This is a genomic window from Clostridium intestinale DSM 6191 (assembly GCF_900130055.1).
In the GTDB taxonomy this organism is placed as follows: Bacteria; Bacillota; Clostridia; order Clostridiales; family Clostridiaceae; genus Clostridium_T; species Clostridium_T intestinale.
Genome location: NZ_FQXU01000017.1, coordinates 56236 through 76801, shown reverse-complemented (window position 1 = coordinate 76801; position 20566 = coordinate 56236). Strand labels below are relative to the sequence as shown.

Here is a 20566-nt window from a genome sequence, read left to right as displayed (position 1 = left end):
ATATATGCATGTAAATTAGCAGGAAATAAATTTACAATAATAGGTAAATAATTTTTATTGTGGGGTGAAACTTATGCAGATCAAAAATAATGAGCAAAAAGTATTTATCGATTTTCTGAATTCTTATAATGAGTGTTTTTATAGTAAAGATATTGAAAAATTAAAAAGGTTTTATGATTATGAAAATAACATATTAATTTATTTTGATAATCATAATAATAATGATACCTATGATTTAGAACAACATTTAAAATTACTTGTAGACTTTTTTGAAAATGGAAAAACAACAGAATCAGGAAGTGTTGAGCCATTATTAATGGAAAACTTAGATATTTTCCATAAAGAAAAAACTGCCTGCCTATGTTTCATATCAAAATATAAGAGTTTTCCAGAACCTGTAGTAAGATGTACATTATATTTAGAACTGCTAGCAGATGAATGGAAAATAATACATGCACATTATTCTTTTCAACCAGACAAATAGGAATAGTGCATGGAATGATTGAATTTTGATATATTTCTTATTTAAATTAAAGGATTTAAGGTAAAGGAATACCCCTCAAGTATAAATGAAAAATAATAAGGAGATTGTCTTGTACAACCTCCTTTAAATTTCTCTTTTCTACTATAAGAGCCTTTGCCTTTTTTAGCTTTTTGAACTCCAGTGCCTCTTGATACTTCTTTATTGTGAGCATGGATATCTTCAATTGGGGTTTTTACATAACCACCTTTTATTACTATTTTTTCTGGTTTTTTATTTTTCATAACTTATCACCTCAATATAATTATTACACTAATAGTTTATATTATGCAATACAAGTGTGATAATATAATTAGCATATAAAGACAATTTTACATAAAGCATAAGGAGAGAGAAGTAATGAATATTAAGGAAATAGATATTTTAACAGAGAGATTAGAACTAAGAGGTATTAAGCCATTGGATGCTAAAGCAATTTTTAAATATCGTTCAGATCCAAAGGTAAGTAAATTTCAAACATGGCAACCCAAAGAACTTAGAGAAGTGGAGGAATTTATTTTAGAAAAAACAGCTAAAATTCCTAACATACCAGATACTTGGTATCAACTTGGGATCATAATTAGAGAAAGTAATGAATTTATAGGAGATATTGGGATTCATTTTTGTGATGAAGAAAATTTACAAGTTGAAATTGGATATACATTATCTGAAAAACATCAAGGTAAAGGATATGCTACAGAAGCCGTAAAAGGAGTTATAGATTATTTATTTAATACTTTAAATAAACACAGAATAACTGCATCTGTTGACCCGAGAAATACTAAATCAGTTGCTTTGCTTGAAAGACTTAAAATGAGAAAAGAAGCCCACTTTAAGAAAAGCTTTTGGTTTAATAATGAATGGACAGATGATGTAGTATATGCCATTTTAAAAGAGGAGTGGGAATGATATAATTAATTCTCAATTGTAATTTATTATTTATATGGAGGAAAATAAAATGCAGAGAATATGGATAACTGGTTCTTCAGGGTCTGGTAAAACTACTTTGGCGAATATTATCGGAAGTAAACTTAATATACCAGTTTATCATAACGATAAAATTTTCTGGTTAGATAATTGGCAGCAACGTCCAGTAAGTGAACAGATAAATATAGCTAAAGGTATATCAGAAAAAGATATGTGGATATATGAAGGTAATAGGTTTAATTATTACAAAAAAGATGGTAGGTATAATAGATGTGATACAATTATTTTCCTAGAAATAAATAGATTCACGTGTTTGTATAGATTTGTGAGAAGATATTTAAAGTATCGAGGTACTCAACGTCCTGATATTACGGAAGGTTGTATAGAAAAAATTGATGTTGATATTGTGAAGTATATCTTATTTGATTATCCAAAGAGGAAAAACGAAAGGCAAAAGTTATTCAATGAGGCTAAAAAAGATAAAAAAAATGTGGTTATTTTAAGTGGGAAAAAAAGTATAAATAAGTGGCTAAAAACATTATAAATAAATGGTTATTTAAAAGGAGAAATATAATGATTGATTTGTTTAGAGCATTCACTACAAAGGAAGACTTTTTTTATGAGGGGGCATTTATTGCTAAAATAAAATATCAACAGTTTCAACCAAAATCAGATAGAGAAACCTATGAAAATGAAATTGTAAAAGGTAATAGTAGGCTTTGTGTAATTAATTGTAATGGATACATTGATAGTGAAATTGCAGAAACATTGACAGTTTATTTGATGATGAATGTAACAGTTAAAGACTCTGCTCAAGCTGAAATTGTAGAAGATACGGGAACTTTATGGCGTAATTTTTCAAAAGAAGAAATTGCAGATTTTAGCCATCTAGTAGGGGATACAAATTCTATTCATCTTACAGAAAATCCAGTTGTACAAGGAATGTTTATTCTAAAAGAACTTTGTGACACAACTAAAGCTAATGAAATAGAAGTTAAATATATTCATCCTGTATATGGAGATACCCCTGTTTATATAAAGCATGAAGGGAATCTTATTAAGGGCTATAGTAATGGTAGACTATGTTTCCAAGCAACTCTGCTTTAAAATATAAATGAGGTGAAGTATAAAATCGATTCTATTGAAAACTAATAAACTTACTATAATATAAGAAGAGTGGGAGAAATCTTGCTTTTTTTATATTGAATAATGCAATATATATTTGACATTAAGAAATATATAATGTATTATATGGAATATAAGGAGTGTTTGTATGAAGAATAAAAAGATGAAAATAGCTCGTATAGAATGTGATATGAAACAAGATGATTTAGCTAAAGCTGTTGGAGTTACAAGGCAAACAATAGGATTAATAGAAGCAGGTAATTATAATCCATCATTAAATCTTTGTATTGCTATCTGTAAAGTATTAGGGAAAACATTAAATGATTTATTTTGGGAGGAGCTGTAATGAAAAGTTTAAAAAATCAAGATGAGAGAATTTTAATCTCAAAGAGAAAAATCCAAAGCGATGCTTTTCAACTATTAATAGGATATTTATTAATAGCAATTATGATTAAGAAATTTCTTTTTAATGGTTCATTTTATCAAATTGGAGTTGAATTAGCAGGGGTTATAGGTGCTGTCTTTTTTGTGAGAACTAGTAATATATTTTTAGGAAATGATATTTATCCTAAAGGGAATAATACTTGGAAAAATATAATTATAAGTGATATTACATCAGGTTTATTTAGTTGCATTATACTTTTTGTATTAGCAGGTATAACTGATATAGCAAAGGTTGCATATATCTTTATAGGTACCACTATTTGTTTTTTAGTTATTTCATTTCTGTCTTATTATTTAAATAAAAGGAAGCAAGAAGAAATTGAAAAGGAATTAGATAGAGAAGATGAGGATATTTTTAAATAATTAAAATCAATTAGTAGAATTGACTAACAATATAGTTAGAAAAAGGAGTAGCATACAGAATCAATCTGTATGCTACTCATTCTCTTCTCCCCACTCGTACAAGGTCTTTAAAACTGAGCGTAAAGACCAACCTTTTTCAGAAAGGCTGTATTCAACTTTTGGGGGAATTTGATTGTATTGTGTTCTTATAATCACCTTATGATACTCCAATTCTTTAAGTCTCATAGACAACATCTTATGTGTAATTCCATTTATACTTTTTTTTAGTTCCCCATACCTCATGACCTTATTAACAGACAGCCAATATATAATCAGAAGCTTCCACTGTCCACCTATTACGGATAGTGTATATTCAATAGGATGGGAACCCTCAATATTCTTGCAAGTCTTTATTTTATCCATTTCTTCTTTTTCAACCATTTTCTTTTACTCTCCTTTTTGATAGTATCACACAAATAAGTGCATACTTGATGACATATATCATTTGAATTATACTCTCTATATAATGAACTTGCAAAGTAATTGGAGGAATCAAAAATGGATTATTTAAAAGCAATTGAACAAAGAGTATCTACGCGCAGTTATTTAGAAACTGTCATTGAGAAAGAAAAAATATCCTTACTTATAAACGAGATAGAGGAGGGGAACCAAAAATATGGCCTTTCAAATTCTTTTCTTGAGGATGGCAGCAGTGCTTTCAATAGTTTTGGCAAAAGCTATGGGATGTTCAAGGGAGTACGTTCACTTATAGTTATGAAGGGACCCGAAAATGATATTCACTTAAAAGAGAAGTTAGGTTATGTAGGAGAAAAAGTTATTTTGAGGGCTACATCATTAGGATTAGCCACATGTTGGGTAGGTGGTTCATTTGAACGTGAAAACCCGATTTTTAATGTTTCAGAAGGTGAAGAATTCGTTTGTGTAATTACTGTAGGTATTGCGGCTGATAAAAAATCTTTAATTGGAAGTTTAGTAAATAAAATTAAACGTACAAAGGATATAGAAGCATTCTATACGGCTGATAGTGTTGTTCCTGATTGGTTTGTTACTGGAATTACCGCTGTGCAGAAAGCCCCTTCAGCCAAAAATAGTCAAAAAGTACACTTTACGTATAATGATGGCATTGTGAGAGCTAAAATTCCTGATAGTTATAGATTTGACTTAATAGATTTGGGAATCGCTAAACTGCACTTTGAGCTTGCCACTGGAGGTAGCTTTGGTTTAGGCAATAATAGTGAGTTTCAAAAATAGGTATGTATAGTAAATTAAGAAATGTTTTTCTGATAATTAAGTAATTCCATAAAAACATGTTATAATTTATCTACAGTAAAGATTAAATTATAGTTTTGAAGGAGAATAATTATGGGAATTAAAGTTTGTTCAAAGTGTCAGATGTATCCTGTACTTGAGAACGATGAACTTGGAATGAAATATTGGTATGAGTGTCCTGAATGTGGTGAAAAAACAATTAAGGTAACTAGTAGAACCTCAACTGTTAGAAGGCCTAGAATTGATGAAGAAGCAAAAGATAAATTAAGTGATGAGTGGAATTCTAAAAATTAATACTTATAGTATAAATTGACGAATTAAAAGTTTTTCAAATAGAAGAAATAAATAAAAATGAGCTCCGTTATAGAAATTAAGTCTATTACGGGGCTTGTTTTTTTAATTATTGTGATATAATTATCCTATAATTGTAAAATATAGTTATAAAACCGTATTTTACTATAAGGCTTAGTTTTATGATAGATTTTAGAAGGATTATAGATAAAAGAAAAGAGGGATTATTTATGAAGGTTAGTCAAAAAGTATTGTTTATAGTATCAATTATATCTGCCATCATAACAATTAGTTTAGCAATATTACATTTCTTTGATTTTTTTAATGGAAATATTGATATTATGATGTTATCCTTAGTAATTACATTGCTACTTAATGCATTAAATCAAGTTAATAATTATATGGAGAAAAAGAAAATATGATAGAAAGAGAGCTACTTGAGAATATTTTTACCTGTTATAAAGAACTACTGAAGATATTTTACACAGATGGTGATTCAAGAAGTATGTATGCAGAGAGGATATTTAGAATAGATACTAAACTTATAGAAGAAGTCCTTATTAGAAGTGATGATAAAGATATTCAAGAGCTGCTTGGTGTTGTAAAAAAACACTATAATGGTCATCTTAGTGTGCCCAGAGATGGATTTAGTGAATTCCATATTTATAGAGAGAATTTTGAGGAAATGCGTGAAGCTAATTTAAAACTTGAAAAAATAAAGAATGAACTTGAAAAATATTTTGATAGTGTTAAGTAAGCTTTTATGAAATTATAGTCTAGATAGGGGGAAATCTATGAAATTTAATAGGTCTGAAATATTTGAGATTGTGAAAAAACAATTAGCAATTGATATGAACTGCAATATTGAGGATCTTGATAAAGATGGGTTAGTGTTTTGTGAAGCAAAATTAAATGAAGGAAGAAGAAGGTTTAATAGACAATCTCCTTTTCTTGAAATCGCAACTATGGGAAAAGGTATAGTTGTTTCAGGGGACATTGATGTTTTAGAAAAGGTAAAACCATTGTTAGAAAATAGAACAAGAGAAGATATATTTGCAGCACCATTTATCTATGGACACAGCATTTATTATACACCTGATTTTGATAAAATAAAGAAACAACCTTTCATAGATGGTTTTGATTTTTACATAAAAGAGGGAAAAGAAATTCATGAATTATATAAGATTTCAGGATTTGAGAATGCTCTTCAATATGATATAAATGATCCTCGTTCAGATGCAATTGCAATATACGCAATGAAGGGTAATGAAATTGTGGGAATGGCTGGGGCATCTTCTGACAGTAATTTAATGTGGCAAATAGGAGTAGATGTATTACCTAAGTTTAGAAACAAGGGACTTGCTACATGTTTAGTAACAAACCTTGCTATGAGTATTATGGAAAAAGGGATTGTACCGTATTATGGAAGTGCTTCATCTAATATAGCTTCACAATCTGTTGCATATAAAAGTGGATTTATTCCAACTTGGATGTGCTCCTATAAAAATGTTTTTGATGGAGAAGCTCCTTATGAGAAGGAGATAAAAATCATTTTCTAAGTTTATAAAGTGGGTGAGAGTATATGGAAAGAAGATCATATAAGAATATTGGTAGATTCATTTTAGCTTTTTCGATTATATATTCAATTTTTATGGCTTTTATAAGTTTTCGTAATGGCGACTTTAAAGAAAACTTAAGTAATGGAAGCTTATTTAGTACGTTGATTTTTAGCTTAACATGCATTGTACTTATATTAAGTGGCTTGAGGATGAAAATTAAATATCCAGATTATTATTTATACCAAGTTATAGGAGCAATAATTTTATTATTAATGGTTTTGATAGTAGATGTTATTCCTAGAGTAATTTATTTAATCTAAATTAATTTTCGTAAATTTAAACTAAAGATATTTTAATTAATAAAAAAATTTCACATTATAGCACAAAATTGGTATAATATTAGGTGTAATAGTATAAATATGAAAGGTGGTAATTTATTCGGCTAACTTAGTGTTGTGTAATCAAAAAACATAAGTGGTACGGAGACGTGAAATAAAATCTATATTTAAATATTTTGGTATAGACTATTTTTATCAATAGTTTAGTTGGTTTGCCAATTTATTATTATAGAATTTTATTTTACTCTCACTACAATAAATCCATCATTTTGATGAAGCTGTAGAGTAAAATCTACAGCTTTTATTATTTTTGAATATTCTACTATTACAAATATATAATTGAGGAGTTAAGAGAAGATGATAAATGAAAATATTATTAATGAGGTATTTGAAGCTAATAAAAGACCAAACTTATTTGAAAAAGGTACAGGTTCTATCTGGACAGAGGCGCACATATCAAAACAAATGCTTAAAGCACATTTAGATTATAAAAGTGATGGAGCATCAAGAAATATTGAAAGTATTAATAAAACAATAGATTTTTTAGAAAGAATTATTAAAGATAGGAAAGAGATATTAGATTTAGGATGTGGTCCAGGATTATATGCTGAAAAATTATGCATGATTGGAAAAAAAGTAACTGGAATAGATTTTTCAGAAGGCTCCATTAAGTATGCTAAAAATATAGCAAACCAGAAAAAACTTTCTATAGAATATATATGTCAAGACATGTTTATCCTTAATTATAACGGACAATATGATGTTGTTTTGCAAATTTATGGTGAAGTAAATACTTTTTCAGATGAAGAAAGAAATAGATTATTTGATGTAGTAAAAAAATCTTTAAAGCATGGAGGTTTGTTTATTTTCGATGTTTCTACACCACTCTGGAGAATGAAAAATAGAGTAAATAAAAATTGGTATGTTAGTGAAGGAGGCTTTTGGAGGGAAGAAAAACACCTGGTTTTGGAAAATGGATTTGAATACAACAATGATATTTGGCTTGATCAATATGTGGTTATAGACAAGAATAATTTAAAAGTTTATAGGAATTGGTTTCATGACTATACTGAAGATGTTATTAAACAAGTTGTATTAAATAGTGGGTTTAGTAAAGTTGAAGTCATAAAAGGCTTATATGAGCAAGATGTCTTGGAAGAAATCGACTGGCTTACAGTTATAGCAGAAAAATAGTGTAAGATGTATTTAAGAATTATATTTAGATTTACGTGTAATATTTTACTTATAATGTACAATATTCCTATGATATAATCATAATAATTTAAATTTAGTTAGGGCTATTATAAAATTGGGGGTACAAAATGTTAAGACACACTGGAACTGTTCAAATAGAATCAGAAAGACTAACACTTCGTAGATTTATATACGATGATATACCACATATGATAAAAAATTGGATTGCAAATCCTAAAGTGCAAAATGAATATGGTGAACCTGTCTATAAAACTGTTGAGGAGGTTCGCGAATTATTAAATAAATGGATTCAAAGTTATGATAGGGATGATTTCTACAGATGGGCTATAATCCTTAAGGAAAATAATGAAAACATAGGACAAATTGCTTTTTGTAGGGTGTACAGTGACATTGGAACCTCAGAAATTGAGTATTGTATAGGTGAAGGTTATACTGGACAAGGTTATGCTACAGAGGCATTAAATGCTGTTATTGATTTCTCATTTAAACAGCCCAAGTTTTATAAGCTGGAGGCATATCATAGAGCAGCTAATCCTAGATCAGGGAGGGTTTTGGAAAAGACCTTAATGAAAAGAGTAGAAAATGTAAGACGGTTTGAAATGGAAAATATAAAGCCTGAGGGGGAAGTTTGTTACGGACTAACTATTGACGAGCATAATAAATATATTAAAGTGGAATCTAACTCCATAATAATAAAAAATACAAAAGAGTGCGACCTAGACTTTGTAGTTAAATGCGAAAGAGAACCTAATAATGCTCAGTATGTTGGACAATGGACAAAGGAACAACATAGAAATGCATTAGTTCAAGAGGATATTCTTCATCTAATAGTAGAAGATAAGACTGCAAAGAAAAATGTTGGATATATAATTATAGCAGGATTAACAAATTCAAATAGAAATATTGAATTTAGAAGATTTGTGATATCAAGTAAAGGGAAAGGCTTTGGAAGAGAATCATTAAAGTTGATTAAAATGATTGCTTTTGAAGAGTTAAAAGCGCATAGATTATGGCTTGATGTGAGAGAAAAAAACGAAAGAGCGCAAAATCTATATAAATCCGAGGGCTTTATAGAAGAAGGGATTTTGAGAGAGTGTATTTTACATGAAGGAGTTTATGAGTCTTTAATTATGATGTCAATTTTAGAGAGTGAATATATCAAGGGGAGATAAGAGATGAAAAGGCTAAAATTTATATTTATTATGTTTTTAATACTTTCTTTGACCTCGTGTAAGTCAGCTTCGTATAATATGGAATCAGATATTAATAAAGGCTATGCAGTTTCTGGGATTTCTAATAAGCATAATGTTGAAAAACTTGATGAGTTTTTATTTAAGGTAGATCAAGGCGAAAGTAGTGATTTAACTATTGTACAGCTCACTAAGGAAGGTGATCCTATTTACTTTAGTTTATCGTATAGTGGTGATTTCATAATGTATAAATATGATAACTCAAAAGACAAATATGGAAAGTCTGATATGACAGAAGAGAAGGTTAATAAAAGTGATTTTTATAAAAATGAAAATAGGTATTACATTAAGACTTCTGAAGGAGAAGTAGTACTTTTTGATTTAGAGTAGAAAATATTTTAACCTATGAAAATTATATATTGAAAATTTAGAGAAATAAGCAATATAATATTTATAAACTAATAGATAAATAGAAAGCTATGGAGGGCAATAGATGAATATACAAGTTGTATATGGAGCCCCATCGGCTGAGGATTATGTGAGTCTTAGACTACGTTCTGGCATGGGGAATAAAGATTTGAAAAGAAGTGAAATTGCTTTAAACAACTCTTTGTTCATAGTAGCTCTATATGATGAAGAAAAATTAATTGGCTTTGGTAGAGTAGTTGGTGATGGTGGAATAACCTATGTTGTGAGTGATATTATGGTGGACAAGGATTATCAAAGAAGAGGTTTAGCAGAACAAATTATGAAGGCTATTGATGGTTATTTTGAAGAAAATACATATGAAGATAGTTATATCTGCTTGATAGCAAATCACCCAGCAGACTTACTGTATAATAAACACAAGTTTGAGTATTTACCTGAAAACAAGTATGGAATGCTTAGAAATCAAAACAATGATAATAAAAAAATTAAATAGCGAAGGAATTAATGGATATGATAATAAGAAAAGCTGAAATAACAGATTTAAAAGAACTACTAGAAATTTATAATTATGAAGTAAAAAACGGAGTTGCTACTTTAGATTTAGAACCAAGAACCTTGGAGCAAAGAGAAGAATGGTTTTATAAGCACAACATACACAACCATCCATTATTTGTTGCGGAGATAGATAATTGTGTTGCAGGTTATGCTAGTTTATCTTCCTATAGAGAAAAAGAAGCTTATAAAAGTACAGTAGAGTTATCAATATATATAGGAGCTGATTACAGAAAAAAAGGAGTTGCATCCAAGCTTATGGAATTCACTTTAGATGAAGCTAAAAAAGACGAAAGAACTCATACTGTAGTTTCTGTTATAACAGCAGGAAATGAAGCTAGTAGAAAACTTCATGAGAAATTTGGGTTTGAGTTTTGTGGAACAATAAAAGAAGTTGGAATGAAGTTCGGAGAATATAGAGATATTGAAAATTATAGATTAGGTGTATAGAAATATTAAGAAGTCGCAATATTCATAGATTGAATTTGCGGCTTTTTTACACTTAAATGCCTATATGATGTAAATCTTGTCCAATTATATACCATGATATGATATAATTGGAATAAATTAATGGGGGATTGTATTTAACTGGAGAAAATAAGATGGAAGGTAGAAAAAATGGAGTTAGTATATAGAAAGCTATCATTAGAAGAATGTGAATGTATAAAGGAAATAGATCCATCTAAATATATAGGAAAGGCATGGAGAGAAATAGAAGGAAACCGTCAACTAGTAGAAATAAACTACCAAGACGAGGATTGGCCTAATGGGTATGAATATCACATAAGTCATTTAAGAGAAACTATCTTAAATGGGGGAAGTGCAATAGGTGCTTTTAATCTAGATAATAAGTTGTTAGGGTTTGCTACAGTTAATCCACAGGTTTTTGGAGAAAAGTATAAGTATGTTTTATTAGATCAATTATTTATAACTTTAGATTATAGAAATAAAGGAATAGGTAAAAAGTTATTTATATTATCTACATATGAGGCCAGAAAATGGGATGTGGATAAGATCTATATCTGTGCTGGTTCAGCTGAAGAAACTATTGCCTTTTATTTTAAATTAGGCTGTAAAGCAGTTGAGGAAATAGATAAAGACCTATATGAAATTGATAGGAGAGATTATCAACTAGAGTTCTCCTTATAAATAAGTTAGTAAAGGAGTGATATTATGAATACAAGAGTTATAATGATTTTTCCTAAGTTTGAAAACATGCACATTATAAATAATATAAGAAAGAAATATGATCCATTATCAAATTTTGTAGAGCCTCATATTACATTGGTTTTTCCTTTTGAGGATGAGTTAAGTAATGAGGAGCTTAGCCTATATTTAAAAGAGGCTTTAAAAGATATAAAGCCATTTGAGATTGAATTACAAGGTTTTAGAAAACAGGTAGACAAGTATGGAAACTACTTATTTTTAAATGTAGTACAAGGTATAGAGGTAATTAAAGAGATTCATGATATTTTATATAAAGACAAATTAAAGAAATTTGATTTAGGGTATGAATATATTCCACATATGACAGTTGGAAAGCTGCCCTCTATTGAATTACTTGATAAAGCTTTTGAGGATGTACAGAAGCATAATGATAAATTTAACACTGAAGTAAGAAAAATATCTGTTGAAATGATTGGTGAAGTTGAGGAATCAATTATATTAATAGAGCAGGAATTAGGTTCATAGAAAAAATTACCGGTTTGATTTAATAAGGTATATATGAAAGAAATAATATGCTAGACTTATCTACAGAGTATTTTGATAAAGTAAAGGAATTAAGGAAATAGTAATGACTAAAATGAATGGAATTTTAAGCGAAGTAAGAGTATATAAAGATATAGTAACCACGCATTTTCATAAGTATGGACAACTTATACTACCAATCATGGGTAGGTTAGATATTAAAACTAAACATAAAGAGCTTGAACTTGATGAAAAGCATTTGTTTTATTTACCTCCAAGTAGTATCCATACATTTAAATCAGAAAGGCAAAATGAGTTTTTGGTTTTAGATATACCTGAATATATTATTAATGAAAATAGTATGGCTAAATTGCAGGAGGAAGTTGAATTATCCTTAGATGATAAATGGAAAGCAATTAGATTTCTAATCTTAAATGAGCTTAAAGATGGTTATTATAGCAGTGAAAAAATATCAAAGTTATATCATTACTTTAGTTCTTTTATATTTGAAAAGAGGACTGAGGATTCCATTAAATATGTTCATGAAAACTATAATGAGGATATTAATTTAAAGACTTTGGCGGATATTGAACATTATAATTCAACTTATTATAGTGAATGGTTTAAAAAGAAAACAGGGTTTTATCTTACTGAATATATACAGAAATTAAGAATACAAAGGGCAAAAGAACTTTTAAGAGATACTGACTTAAACCTAATGCAAATTGCAAATGAAGTTGGATATAATTATAACTCATCACTTACAAAAGTATTTAAGATACATGAGAAAATTACTCCCGTAGAGTATAGAAAAAGAATCAGAAGAATGAATAAGAAATAACTTGATTTAGGATAAGAAAATTGTTTTATTTAACATATAATAAGTTAATAGTATAGAAAAAGAGAGCTATTTAAGACAATAGTTCTTTATTTTTATATATTATTTTAAAACTAAAGAGTTATATAGGAGAGTGTTATAATGGCAACTTTTGAAGATCTTATGAAGTTAGATATTAGAGTGGGAGAAATAATTAAAGTAGAATTTTTTGAAAAAGCAAAAAAGCCTGCTTATAAATTATGGATCGATTTTGGTGATGAAATTGGAATAAAGAAATCAAGTGCTCAGATTACTAAATGCTATAACAAAGAGGAGCTTATAAACAAACAGATTCTGGGTGTAGTAAATTTCCCAGAAAGACAGATAGCTGATTTTATGTCAGAAGTATTAGTGCTTGGAATTTATGCTGAGCAGGGAGTCGTATTAATTCAACCAGAGCAGGGCGTTAAGAAAGGTGATAAGTTAGGATGATAAAATGATCTATGATATAAGAAAAGCCCCTGCAAAGGGCTTTTACTTATATAAAAAATAGGTTAGGAGAATCGGTTATGAACAAAAAACTATTAACTATAATACATCATATGAATATATACAAGTGTTGTTACACATTTTGTTAAAGGCTAGAGGATAACACATTTTTCAGAAATGAAAGATGTGTTTTTTTATATGTTGATAAGGATATCTTAAAACGAACTCAAAAAATATCAAATTATTTTCTGAGTTTTGTTGACATTAATTTCATAGTTGCATATAATGAACATATGAACAAGTATTCATATGATTGTAGATGAGGGAGAAGATTTTATGGAAGAAAAAGAAGTTATTCAAAGCTGTAATTGTACAGTAATTCATGAAGATATAGTTACTAGAGTTAAGGATTGTATACCTAAAGAAGAGGTTCTATACGATTTAGCTGATTTATTTAAGATATTTGGTGATACAACAAGAATAAAAATATTATGTGCTTTATTTCAAGCAGAGATGTGTGTGTGTGATATAGCAGCATTACTTGGTATGACTCAATCTGCTATTTCTCATCAATTAAGAGTTTTAAAACAATCTAGACTTGTAAGATACAGAAAAGAAGGAAAGGTAGTCTATTATTCCTTAGATGACGAACATGTTAAAGGAATATTTAATCTTGGATTAACTCACATAGAAGAGAAGTAATTATTTATATTAGGAGGAGATTCCATGGATAAAGTAGTTGAGAAAAACATTAAAAGTGATTTTAAAGTAGTTAACAAAGGTGTAGAAAAACAAGATGATAAACTAATAAAAAAAGAATTTATCCTTAATGGTCTAGATTGTGCAAATTGTGCAGCTAAGATAGAAGATAAGGTATCAAAAATAGCTGGAATTGATTCAGCTTACGTAAATTTTTTGACTAAGACTCTAACAGTAGAAATAAATGAAGGAGATAGAGCTAAGGAATTAGTTTCAGAAATTAAAGAATTAGTTCCTAAAGTAGAATCTCATGTAAAAGTTGTCGAAGTTGGAAGTAAGAAGAAGGCAACAACAAGTCATTCTCATCATCATGAACATGGAGAGGAGCATGACCATGAACACGACCATGATCATGATGGACATGACCACGAACATGGAGAGGGAAGTAAAAAAGAAATAATTAAGTTTATTGTAGGAGCTGCGATATTTGGTGTTGCAAGTATAGCAAAGTTTCCTCCTATTACTGAATTAATATTATATGTTATAAGTTATATTATTGTAGGTGGAGAGATTGTTTTAAGAGCTCTAAAGAATATACGTAGAGGGCAAGTATTTGATGAAAACTTTCTTATGAGTATTGCAACTATTGGAGCTTTTGCAATAGGTCAATATCCAGAGGGTGTAGCAGTTATGTTATTCTATCAAATAGGAGAGATATTCCAAGGTATAGCTGTTAATCGCTCAAGAAAGTCTATTACTTCACTTATGGATATAAGACCTGATTTTGCTAATATTATTGTAGGAGATGAACTAAAGAAGGTGTCTCCAGAAGAAGTTCGTATAGGTGATATCATAGTTGTAAAACCAGGTGAAAAAGTACCTTTAGATGGAAAGGTGATTAAAGGTACTTCTATGGTTGATACTTCAGCATTAACTGGGGAATCAGTTCCTAGAGAAGTAGAAGCAGGAGATAGTGTTTTAGGTGGGATAATTAATAAAAATGGTCTTTTAACTATTGAAGTTGAAAAAGAGTTTGGAGATTCTACTGTAGCTAAAATATTGGATTTAGTTCAAAATGCAAGTAGTAAGAAAGCACCAACAGAGAAGTTTATAACAAAGTTCTCTAGATATTACACTCCAGCTGTAGTTTTTGCAGCAGTGGCATTAGCTATAATTCCACCACTTGTAATTGAAGGTGCAACTTTTTCAGATTGGCTTTATAGAGCATTAGCATTTTTAGTTGTATCTTGTCCTTGTGCCTTAGTAGTATCTATTCCACTTGGTTTCTTTGGAGGAATAGGCGGGGCTTCAAAGAACGGTATACTTGTTAAAGGTGGAAACTATCTTGAAGCTCTTAACGATGTAGAAATTGTTGTATTTGATAAAACAGGAACACTTACTAAAGGCGTATTTAAAGTAACTGAAGTTAAACCTCAAGAAAATACCACAAATGATGAATTGATGTATTATGCGGCTCATGCTGAAAGTTATTCAAATCATCCAATAGCTACTTCAATATTAAATGCTTATGGAAAAGATATAGAAAAAGAAGTTGTTGAAAATTATGAAGAGGTATCTGGACATGGTGTTAAGGTAAGCATTAAAGGAAAAGAAGTTTTAGCTGGTAATTATAAGCTTATGTATAAAGAAGGTATAAACTACAATGAAGTAGAGACAATAGGGACTGTAGTTCATGTAGCTATAGATAAAGAATATTATGGATATATAGTAATATCTGATGAAGTTAAAGATGATTCAGCCAAAGCGATAAGTGATTTAAAAGCTTTAGGCGTAAAGAAAACAGTAATGCTTACAGGAGATAATAAAGCAGTAGGAAATAAGGTTTCTAAGGACTTAGGACTTGATGAAGTTCATGCTGAACTTTTACCTGATCAAAAGGTTGAAAAGTTAGAATTATTAGATAAACAAAAATCCTCTAAAGGAAAGCTAGTATTTGTAGGAGACGGAATAAACGATGCTCCAGTTTTAGCTAGAGCAGATATAGGTATAGCAATGGGTGGTGTTGGATCAGATGCTGCTATAGAAGCTGCTGATGTTGTTATAATGACAGACGAACCATCAAAAATTGCAGAAGCAATAAAAATAGCAAAGAAAACAAGAACTATAGTAATGCAAAACATTATATTTGCTCTGGCAGTTAAAGCAATTTTATTAGTACTTGTAGCTATAGGATTAGGAACTATGTGGGAAGCTGTATTTGGAGATGTAGGAGTAACTCTTCTTGCAGTATTAAACTCTATGAGAGCCATGAAAATTGAAAAGAAATAGTTATATAAATGCAGTCATTTAAATAGTGGCTGCATTTTTTAGGAGGTATACATGAATAACATAGATAACATTAAGATATATAAGAGATGGGTGGGGCTGTATGATTTATTATTTGGAAGTAAATATATCAGTAAACAAAGAAAAGCTGAGATATCAATGCTTAATTTGAAGGAGGAGGATAATATATTATTTGTAGGAATTGGAACAGGTGAGGATTTAAGATTTATACCAAAAGGAATTAATGTGACTGGTGTAGACATTACTAATGAAATGCTCGATATAGCTAGGAAAAAAGTAGATGAATTAGGATTAGAAAAAGCTAACATAATTAATATGGATGGTCAAAACCTAGAGTTTGAGCAAAATCACTTTGATTATGTGGTATTAAATCTAATTTTATCAGTAATACCTGATGGGAATAAGGCCTTAAAGGAAGCTTATAGAGTTTTAAAACCAGGAGGGAAAATTGCTATATTTGATAAATTTATTGAAGATGAAAAAAGTCCTAATATTATGAGATTATTATTAAATAGAATAACTAAATCATTAGGTACAGATATAAATAGAAAGTTTTCTAAGATAATAGAGAATGTGAACTTAAAAGTACAAGAAGAAAAGAAAAGCATTTTAGGTGGTATGTACAGAATTATTATTCTAGAAAAATAGAAAGGGTACCCCGTTATTCAGATAAATTTATTAATAAACAAATAAGCTTGTTCACAAAAAATTAATATTTATAAAATATTAAGAAAAATGTAAGAATTACATCCGCCAACTTTCGCAGTATATAAGGAGTGGTGGCATTTTTAAGAAATTGTAAAGGATTATTAATGGAACGATTTGACATTGGCTATTATAGGGACAAGTGTTATTATGATATTAGTTTACTGATAATCGAAAGGGGAAAGTGTTACTTATTAAGATAGTAATGCTGGTATGAAAATGAAAAAGAGAGTAATATCTGGTTTAATTACGACATCATTAATATTAGGAATAGGAACACAAGCGTGGGCAGAGCCTATAACGCAAGAACAGCAACAAGAGATTAATGCAAAAAGTGAAAAGGCTGATATAGCTAAAAGCAAATATGCTGAATTAAAAAACAAAGTTGATGAATTGGATGCACAAATACAACCAATAGCAATCGCATTAAACGACAATAATACTAAAATTAGTAATACAAATAGAGAAATCGATAATACTAAAAAAGACATTGAAAAAAGTAAAAAAGAATTGGCAGAAAAAGAAGAGGCTTTTGGAACTAGAATGAGAGCTCTATACAAGTCAGGTGGACAAGAAAGCTATATAGGAGTTCTATTAAGCGCTAACAGCTTAGGAGACTTCATATCTAAAGCTCAAGCAGTTGGTAAGATAATGAGTTTAGATAAACAAATTATAGACGAGCTTGAAGCTAAGCAAAAAGAATATGATGATCATATTGCAACACTTAAAACTAAGATTCAAGAACTTGAAGACTTAAATAAAGATAATAAAGTAAAACTAGACGAGCTAAATGTTAAAAAAGCAGAACAACAAGTGTATGTTGATCAAGCTAAAGTAGAATATGATAAAATAGCTGGTGATTTAGCTACTACTGAAAGAAACTTATATAGACCATTTGCTAACATAGTAAATAATTCAAGTAGTACAGTTGATGATTTAAACAATGCTATAACTACTCTAAGAGCATTAAGAAAGAGTGTTAAAAGCTCTACTGTTGATAATGAACTAGTTGACTTAATAGAAAAAGCTAAAAGCCTAGTTTCACAAAAAACAGCACCTACTATGAGTAGAGGTGGAAATGGTAATGTATCAGGATCATCATTACTTTCAGTTGCATATAGTAAATTAGGAGCTACATATGTTTATGGAGCTACAGGTCCTAACGTGTTTGACTGCTCTGGATTTACACAATATGTATTTAGACAAGTTGGTGTATCTCTATCAAGAACAACATTTACTCAAGTTAATGATGGTGTACCAGTAAGCTACTCTAACCTTCAAGTAGGAGACTTAGTATTTACAAGTCCTGGACATGTAGGTATATATGTAGGTAACGGACAAATGATTCATTCCCCTCAAACTGGAGATGTAGTTAAGGTATCTAATATTTGGTCCTTCTACGCTGCAAGAAGAGTAATGTAATAAAAATGAATAATGTGGTTTTGGAATGAGATTCAAAACTGTTAAAGCTGATAAGGTTGAGGTTTATAACTTCAACCTTATTTTTGTATATGCTAGAATATTAATAAAAGTGATTTGAAATATATTAGAAAGAGAAGTGAATATTATGAATAACAATTTTGAAATAATAGAAATAAAAGAACTTACAAGTGAAACTCTAGAAGAACTTTCATTATTATTAATGGATGTAGTTAATTCAGGAGCTTCAGTTGGATTTTTAGCGCCATTAAGTTTAGAGGATGCAAAAGAGTTTTGGAGCAAGGTTTTACATGATGGAGTTATACTTTTTGTTGTAAAAGTTGATGGAAGGATAATTGGAACTATACAGCTACATTTATGCATGAAGCAGAATGGAAAACATAGAGCAGAAATAGCTAAACTTTTAGTACAGCCTAATTCTAGAAGAAGGGGAGTTGGAAAAGCTCTTATGGAAGCGGCAGAAAAAAGAGCAGTTGAAGAAAAAAGAAGCCTTATAATATTAGATACAAGAGCAGGTGAAGTTTCTAATTTATTATATAAATCTAAGGGTTATATTGAAGCAGGAAGAATACCTAAATATGCAGAATCTACTGAAGGTGGGTTACATGACACAGTTATTTATTATAAGATTATAGAATAATTGCATTATATATAGAAAAGATATGGTAAAAAGATTATAAACTCCGTACTTGATTATATAGAAAGTATTATAATTAAGGGGGGAATAATCATGGTTGAAGCTATAGAGACGTCTTTATATTTAATAGTTAAATATAAAGCTGGACTAGATAAGGAAGGAAAGGATATTTTTAGAAACTTAGTTTTTAGAAATATTAATCCAGATTCTTCATATGAGGACTTATATGCTGTAGGAGATAAAATAGGAAGAGCTTTAGGAACTCAGATATATAGCATTTCTAAAGAAACCACTCATGAATTAATAAATATTTAAAAATTTATAAAAAGCAAAAAGCTTGAAATGTAGTGATGGCCTAGTTTAGGAATCACTACATTTTTTATTTACCTATATTTACCACGCAACATTGTAGGTTTTTGCATATATATAGAATTATACAGAGAAAAATGTATTAATTCTTATATTTAAGGAGAAAAATATGATTCTAATTATAAAAAAAACAAACAAAGAGATATTAAGTTATGGATCGTTATATTTATATTGATGATCTTGTATGCCGTTGTAAATCTGGAGACAAAGAAGCTAAAAATATATTAGCTGAGGAATACTATGATATGGCAAAAAACTTGACTAACCAATATGTAAGAAAAAATACAATCAAGGAATATGAAGTAGATGAAATAATAAATCAATGCCTATTTAAAGTAATTAGATCTGTTGATAAGTATAGATTAGGAGAAAAAACTTTCACTGCTTATGCAGAAAAAGTCATAAGGAATTGTCTCGAAGATATAGGTAGAAATGTTGGAACCTTGGCGAAAACTAATGGTCATCAAAGCTTAATCATGGATGATATATTTGTAAGAACCTTATCAAATAAAATTGATTCTATTGAAGATAAAATTTATAAAAAAGATATTTATAAAGCTTTAGAAATAGTTTTAAAAAGATTAACTGAAGAAGAATCAGAGTTAATAGATTTTATATTCTTCAAAGATAAAACAGTAAAAGCCTATTCAGATTATAAAAATGTTCCTTATATGCACGCAATAAGATATAGAGATAAGACTCTTTATAAATTAAAAGTTCTATTACAAGAAGAAGGTTATACAGAAATTTGAGTAAGGTAAAAGAGAGATAGCTATGGATTTTATAGCTATCTCTTTTTATGAATATTATTATATTTAATACGTAAAATAAAAACGAAAGGTGTGTGAAAAATGAGAAGATTTATTAAGGTATTTCTAATTATTTTATGTTTATCTTTTAATATAGTTACAAGCAAATCTGCTTTTGCAGTTAGTAATGTATTTAAACAAGGGATTTATACTTTATCAGATCTTAATATATCAAAGTCTGGTGTATTCACTATTCAAAACGTTTCAACAGCAGATAAAATGTACTTATATATATTGGATGAAAATTTAGTTATAGTAGAATCTATACGTCTTTTGCCAACTATACAAAAGCTTGATACAGTACCATTAAAATCTAGTTATACTATTTTGGTTGTTGGCAAAGGGCAGGTATATCTAAGTCCTAAAGAATAAAGGAGTAATAC

General features: G+C 29.2%; 31 protein-coding genes. 29 read left to right on the top strand and 2 right to left on the bottom strand.

Annotated features, from left to right (window positions below; all coding sequences use genetic code 11):
* The first annotated feature begins 73 nt into the window (after positions 1–73).
* Entirely contained in the window at positions 74–484 is a 411-nt protein-coding gene (locus BUA92_RS20280; protein ID WP_073022479.1) for a nuclear transport factor 2 family protein, read from the top strand.
* A gap of 41 nt (positions 485–525) precedes the next feature.
* On the opposite strand, the gene BUA92_RS20275 is transcribed toward BUA92_RS20280, so the two are convergent.
* Positions 526–765 carry a hypothetical protein gene (locus BUA92_RS20275; protein WP_073022478.1) on the bottom strand — a complete coding sequence of 80 codons (240 nt, stop codon included), beginning with the start codon at positions 763–765 and terminating at the stop codon, positions 526–528.
* A 115-nt stretch (positions 766–880) separates the two neighbouring features.
* Here BUA92_RS20275 and BUA92_RS20270 point away from each other — a divergent pair, with 115 nt between their 5' ends.
* From BUA92_RS20270 to BUA92_RS20250, 5 genes are all read left to right on the top strand, one after another.
* Positions 881–1429 (top strand): GNAT family N-acetyltransferase, encoded by a 549-nt coding sequence (locus tag BUA92_RS20270; protein WP_073022477.1) that lies wholly within the window; start codon positions 881–883, stop codon positions 1427–1429.
* Positions 1430–1478: 49 nt separating this feature from the next.
* Positions 1479–1991 carry a P-loop NTPase family protein gene (locus BUA92_RS20265; protein ID WP_073022476.1) on the top strand — a complete coding sequence of 171 codons (513 nt, stop codon included), beginning with the start codon at positions 1479–1481 and terminating at the stop codon, positions 1989–1991.
* 29 nt (positions 1992–2020) lie between these two features.
* The gene (locus BUA92_RS20260; protein WP_021801153.1) at positions 2021–2554 is read left to right on the top strand and encodes a MaoC family dehydratase; all 534 of its coding nucleotides are present in this window, start codon (positions 2021–2023) and stop codon (positions 2552–2554) included.
* Positions 2555–2720: 166 nt separating this feature from the next.
* Complete coding sequence (locus BUA92_RS20255) at positions 2721–2918, top strand: helix-turn-helix transcriptional regulator (RefSeq protein WP_073022475.1); 198 nt, start codon at positions 2721–2723, stop codon at positions 2916–2918.
* Positions 2918–3379 carry a DUF6773 family protein gene (locus BUA92_RS20250; RefSeq protein WP_073022474.1) on the top strand — a complete coding sequence of 154 codons (462 nt, stop codon included), beginning with the start codon at positions 2918–2920 and terminating at the stop codon, positions 3377–3379. The genes BUA92_RS20255 and BUA92_RS20250 overlap by 1 nt, the downstream gene beginning before the upstream one ends.
* A 72-nt stretch (positions 3380–3451) precedes the next feature.
* Here BUA92_RS20250 and BUA92_RS20245 read toward each other — a convergent pair whose 3' ends face one another.
* Positions 3452–3799, bottom strand: coding sequence for a winged helix-turn-helix transcriptional regulator (locus BUA92_RS20245; RefSeq protein ID WP_242950217.1), 348 nt, complete (start codon positions 3797–3799; stop codon positions 3452–3454).
* 117 nt (positions 3800–3916) lie between these two features.
* On the opposite strand from BUA92_RS20245, the gene BUA92_RS20240 reads away from it, so the two are divergent.
* The 23 genes from BUA92_RS20240 to BUA92_RS20125 all read left to right on the top strand — a co-directional run bounded on the left by BUA92_RS20240 (position 3917) and on the right by BUA92_RS20125 (position 20555).
* Entirely contained in the window at positions 3917–4630 is a 714-nt protein-coding gene (locus BUA92_RS20240; RefSeq protein ID WP_073022473.1) for a nitroreductase family protein, read from the top strand.
* A gap of 111 nt (positions 4631–4741) precedes the next feature.
* A complete protein-coding gene (locus tag BUA92_RS20235; protein WP_073022472.1) occupies positions 4742–4942 on the top strand; it encodes a hypothetical protein in 201 nt (66 codons plus the stop codon).
* Between the two features lie 179 nt (positions 4943–5121).
* The gene (locus tag BUA92_RS20230) at positions 5122–5361 is read left to right on the top strand and encodes a hypothetical protein (RefSeq protein ID WP_073022471.1); all 240 of its coding nucleotides are present in this window, start codon (positions 5122–5124) and stop codon (positions 5359–5361) included.
* On the top strand, positions 5358–5696 hold the full coding sequence (locus BUA92_RS20225) for a hypothetical protein (RefSeq protein WP_073022470.1): 339 nt from the start codon (positions 5358–5360) through the stop codon (positions 5694–5696). Before BUA92_RS20230 ends, BUA92_RS20225 begins: the two co-directional genes overlap by 4 nt.
* A gap of 37 nt (positions 5697–5733) precedes the next feature.
* Positions 5734–6498, top strand: coding sequence for a GNAT family N-acetyltransferase (locus BUA92_RS20220; protein WP_073022469.1), 765 nt, complete (start codon positions 5734–5736; stop codon positions 6496–6498).
* A gap of 23 nt (positions 6499–6521) precedes the next feature.
* A complete protein-coding gene (locus tag BUA92_RS20215) occupies positions 6522–6818 on the top strand; it encodes a hypothetical protein (protein ID WP_073022468.1) in 297 nt (98 codons plus the stop codon).
* Between the two features lie 375 nt (positions 6819–7193).
* Complete coding sequence (locus BUA92_RS20210; protein WP_073022467.1) at positions 7194–8030, top strand: class I SAM-dependent methyltransferase; 837 nt, start codon at positions 7194–7196, stop codon at positions 8028–8030.
* 128 nt (positions 8031–8158) lie between these two features.
* A complete protein-coding gene (locus BUA92_RS23645) occupies positions 8159–9223 on the top strand; it encodes a GNAT family N-acetyltransferase (RefSeq protein ID WP_242950215.1) in 1065 nt (354 codons plus the stop codon).
* A gap of 3 nt (positions 9224–9226) precedes the next feature.
* Complete coding sequence (locus BUA92_RS20195; RefSeq protein WP_073022466.1) at positions 9227–9631, top strand: DUF4362 domain-containing protein; 405 nt, start codon at positions 9227–9229, stop codon at positions 9629–9631.
* Between the two features lie 103 nt (positions 9632–9734).
* Positions 9735–10163, top strand: a complete 429-nt coding sequence (locus BUA92_RS20190; RefSeq protein ID WP_175550938.1) for a GNAT family N-acetyltransferase — start codon at positions 9735–9737, stop codon at positions 10161–10163.
* Between the two features lie 17 nt (positions 10164–10180).
* A complete protein-coding gene (locus tag BUA92_RS20185) occupies positions 10181–10672 on the top strand; it encodes a GNAT family N-acetyltransferase (protein ID WP_073022495.1) in 492 nt (163 codons plus the stop codon).
* A gap of 168 nt (positions 10673–10840) precedes the next feature.
* The gene (locus BUA92_RS20180) at positions 10841–11371 is read left to right on the top strand and encodes a GNAT family N-acetyltransferase (RefSeq protein ID WP_073022465.1); all 531 of its coding nucleotides are present in this window, start codon (positions 10841–10843) and stop codon (positions 11369–11371) included.
* A gap of 24 nt (positions 11372–11395) precedes the next feature.
* Positions 11396–11914, top strand: coding sequence for a 2'-5' RNA ligase family protein (locus BUA92_RS20175; RefSeq protein ID WP_073022464.1), 519 nt, complete (start codon positions 11396–11398; stop codon positions 11912–11914).
* Between the two features lie 112 nt (positions 11915–12026).
* Positions 12027–12752 (top strand): AraC family transcriptional regulator, encoded by a 726-nt coding sequence (locus BUA92_RS20170; protein WP_073022494.1) that lies wholly within the window; start codon positions 12027–12029, stop codon positions 12750–12752.
* A 138-nt stretch (positions 12753–12890) separates the two neighbouring features.
* The gene (locus BUA92_RS20165; RefSeq protein WP_073022463.1) at positions 12891–13220 is read left to right on the top strand and encodes a tRNA-binding protein; all 330 of its coding nucleotides are present in this window, start codon (positions 12891–12893) and stop codon (positions 13218–13220) included.
* Between the two features lie 333 nt (positions 13221–13553).
* On the top strand, positions 13554–13919 hold the full coding sequence (locus BUA92_RS20160) for an ArsR/SmtB family transcription factor (protein ID WP_021801173.1): 366 nt from the start codon (positions 13554–13556) through the stop codon (positions 13917–13919).
* A gap of 24 nt (positions 13920–13943) precedes the next feature.
* Positions 13944–16205 (top strand): heavy metal translocating P-type ATPase, encoded by a 2262-nt coding sequence (locus BUA92_RS20155; protein ID WP_073022462.1) that lies wholly within the window; start codon positions 13944–13946, stop codon positions 16203–16205.
* A 51-nt stretch (positions 16206–16256) separates the two neighbouring features.
* Entirely contained in the window at positions 16257–16871 is a 615-nt protein-coding gene (locus tag BUA92_RS20150) for a class I SAM-dependent methyltransferase (RefSeq protein ID WP_073022461.1), read from the top strand.
* A gap of 276 nt (positions 16872–17147) precedes the next feature.
* Complete coding sequence (locus BUA92_RS20145) at positions 17148–18350, top strand: C40 family peptidase (RefSeq protein WP_073022493.1); 1203 nt, start codon at positions 17148–17150, stop codon at positions 18348–18350.
* A 145-nt stretch (positions 18351–18495) separates the two neighbouring features.
* A complete protein-coding gene (locus BUA92_RS20140; protein WP_073022460.1) occupies positions 18496–19008 on the top strand; it encodes a GNAT family N-acetyltransferase in 513 nt (170 codons plus the stop codon).
* A gap of 90 nt (positions 19009–19098) precedes the next feature.
* Complete coding sequence (locus BUA92_RS20135) at positions 19099–19320, top strand: DUF1659 domain-containing protein (RefSeq protein ID WP_073022459.1); 222 nt, start codon at positions 19099–19101, stop codon at positions 19318–19320.
* Between the two features lie 206 nt (positions 19321–19526).
* On the top strand, positions 19527–20126 hold the full coding sequence (locus BUA92_RS20130) for a sigma-70 family RNA polymerase sigma factor (RefSeq protein ID WP_073022458.1): 600 nt from the start codon (positions 19527–19529) through the stop codon (positions 20124–20126).
* A gap of 99 nt (positions 20127–20225) precedes the next feature.
* Positions 20226–20555, top strand: coding sequence for a hypothetical protein (locus BUA92_RS20125; protein WP_073022457.1), 330 nt, complete (start codon positions 20226–20228; stop codon positions 20553–20555).
* Positions 20556–20566: the final 11 nt, after the last annotated feature.

What these genes read in the sequence shown, in the direction of transcription:
- BUA92_RS20165 (WP_073022463.1), top strand. Translation starts at nt 12,891, where the DNA reads ATGGCAACTTTTGAAGATCTTATGAAGTTAGATATTAGAGTGGGAGAA.
- BUA92_RS20155 (WP_073022462.1), top strand. Translation starts at nt 13,944, where the DNA reads ATGGATAAAGTAGTTGAGAAAAACATTAAAAGTGATTTTAAAGTAGTT.
- BUA92_RS20245 (WP_242950217.1), bottom strand. Translation starts at nt 3,799, where the DNA reads ATGGTTGAAAAAGAAGAAATGGATAAAATAAAGACTTGCAAGAATATT.
- BUA92_RS20230 (WP_073022471.1), top strand. Translation starts at nt 5,122, where the DNA reads ATGATAGATTTTAGAAGGATTATAGATAAAAGAAAAGAGGGATTATTT.
- BUA92_RS20185 (WP_073022495.1), top strand. Translation starts at nt 10,181, where the DNA reads ATGATAATAAGAAAAGCTGAAATAACAGATTTAAAAGAACTACTAGAA.
- BUA92_RS20280 (WP_073022479.1), top strand. Translation starts at nt 74, where the DNA reads ATGCAGATCAAAAATAATGAGCAAAAAGTATTTATCGATTTTCTGAAT.
- BUA92_RS20140 (WP_073022460.1), top strand. Translation starts at nt 18,496, where the DNA reads ATGAATAACAATTTTGAAATAATAGAAATAAAAGAACTTACAAGTGAA.
- BUA92_RS20135 (WP_073022459.1), top strand. Translation starts at nt 19,099, where the DNA reads ATGGTTGAAGCTATAGAGACGTCTTTATATTTAATAGTTAAATATAAA.
- BUA92_RS20215 (WP_073022468.1), top strand. Translation starts at nt 6,522, where the DNA reads ATGGAAAGAAGATCATATAAGAATATTGGTAGATTCATTTTAGCTTTT.
- BUA92_RS20275 (WP_073022478.1), bottom strand. Translation starts at nt 765, where the DNA reads ATGAAAAATAAAAAACCAGAAAAAATAGTAATAAAAGGTGGTTATGTA.
- BUA92_RS20235 (WP_073022472.1), top strand. Translation starts at nt 4,742, where the DNA reads ATGGGAATTAAAGTTTGTTCAAAGTGTCAGATGTATCCTGTACTTGAG.
- BUA92_RS23645 (WP_242950215.1), top strand. Translation starts at nt 8,159, where the DNA reads ATGTTAAGACACACTGGAACTGTTCAAATAGAATCAGAAAGACTAACA.
- BUA92_RS20250 (WP_073022474.1), top strand. Translation starts at nt 2,918, where the DNA reads ATGAAAAGTTTAAAAAATCAAGATGAGAGAATTTTAATCTCAAAGAGA.
- BUA92_RS20160 (WP_021801173.1), top strand. Translation starts at nt 13,554, where the DNA reads ATGGAAGAAAAAGAAGTTATTCAAAGCTGTAATTGTACAGTAATTCAT.
- BUA92_RS20195 (WP_073022466.1), top strand. Translation starts at nt 9,227, where the DNA reads ATGAAAAGGCTAAAATTTATATTTATTATGTTTTTAATACTTTCTTTG.
- BUA92_RS20175 (WP_073022464.1), top strand. Translation starts at nt 11,396, where the DNA reads ATGAATACAAGAGTTATAATGATTTTTCCTAAGTTTGAAAACATGCAC.
- BUA92_RS20190 (WP_175550938.1), top strand. Translation starts at nt 9,735, where the DNA reads ATGAATATACAAGTTGTATATGGAGCCCCATCGGCTGAGGATTATGTG.
- BUA92_RS20130 (WP_073022458.1), top strand. Translation starts at nt 19,527, where the DNA reads ATGGATCGTTATATTTATATTGATGATCTTGTATGCCGTTGTAAATCT.
- BUA92_RS20180 (WP_073022465.1), top strand. Translation starts at nt 10,841, where the DNA reads ATGGAGTTAGTATATAGAAAGCTATCATTAGAAGAATGTGAATGTATA.
- BUA92_RS20270 (WP_073022477.1), top strand. Translation starts at nt 881, where the DNA reads ATGAATATTAAGGAAATAGATATTTTAACAGAGAGATTAGAACTAAGA.
- BUA92_RS20220 (WP_073022469.1), top strand. Translation starts at nt 5,734, where the DNA reads ATGAAATTTAATAGGTCTGAAATATTTGAGATTGTGAAAAAACAATTA.
- BUA92_RS20260 (WP_021801153.1), top strand. Translation starts at nt 2,021, where the DNA reads ATGATTGATTTGTTTAGAGCATTCACTACAAAGGAAGACTTTTTTTAT.
- BUA92_RS20240 (WP_073022473.1), top strand. Translation starts at nt 3,917, where the DNA reads ATGGATTATTTAAAAGCAATTGAACAAAGAGTATCTACGCGCAGTTAT.
- BUA92_RS20150 (WP_073022461.1), top strand. Translation starts at nt 16,257, where the DNA reads ATGAATAACATAGATAACATTAAGATATATAAGAGATGGGTGGGGCTG.
- BUA92_RS20125 (WP_073022457.1), top strand. Translation starts at nt 20,226, where the DNA reads ATGAGAAGATTTATTAAGGTATTTCTAATTATTTTATGTTTATCTTTT.
- BUA92_RS20225 (WP_073022470.1), top strand. Translation starts at nt 5,358, where the DNA reads ATGATAGAAAGAGAGCTACTTGAGAATATTTTTACCTGTTATAAAGAA.
- BUA92_RS20145 (WP_073022493.1), top strand. Translation starts at nt 17,148, where the DNA reads ATGAAAAAGAGAGTAATATCTGGTTTAATTACGACATCATTAATATTA.
- BUA92_RS20255 (WP_073022475.1), top strand. Translation starts at nt 2,721, where the DNA reads ATGAAGAATAAAAAGATGAAAATAGCTCGTATAGAATGTGATATGAAA.
- BUA92_RS20170 (WP_073022494.1), top strand. Translation starts at nt 12,027, where the DNA reads ATGAATGGAATTTTAAGCGAAGTAAGAGTATATAAAGATATAGTAACC.
- BUA92_RS20265 (WP_073022476.1), top strand. Translation starts at nt 1,479, where the DNA reads ATGCAGAGAATATGGATAACTGGTTCTTCAGGGTCTGGTAAAACTACT.
- BUA92_RS20210 (WP_073022467.1), top strand. Translation starts at nt 7,194, where the DNA reads ATGATAAATGAAAATATTATTAATGAGGTATTTGAAGCTAATAAAAGA.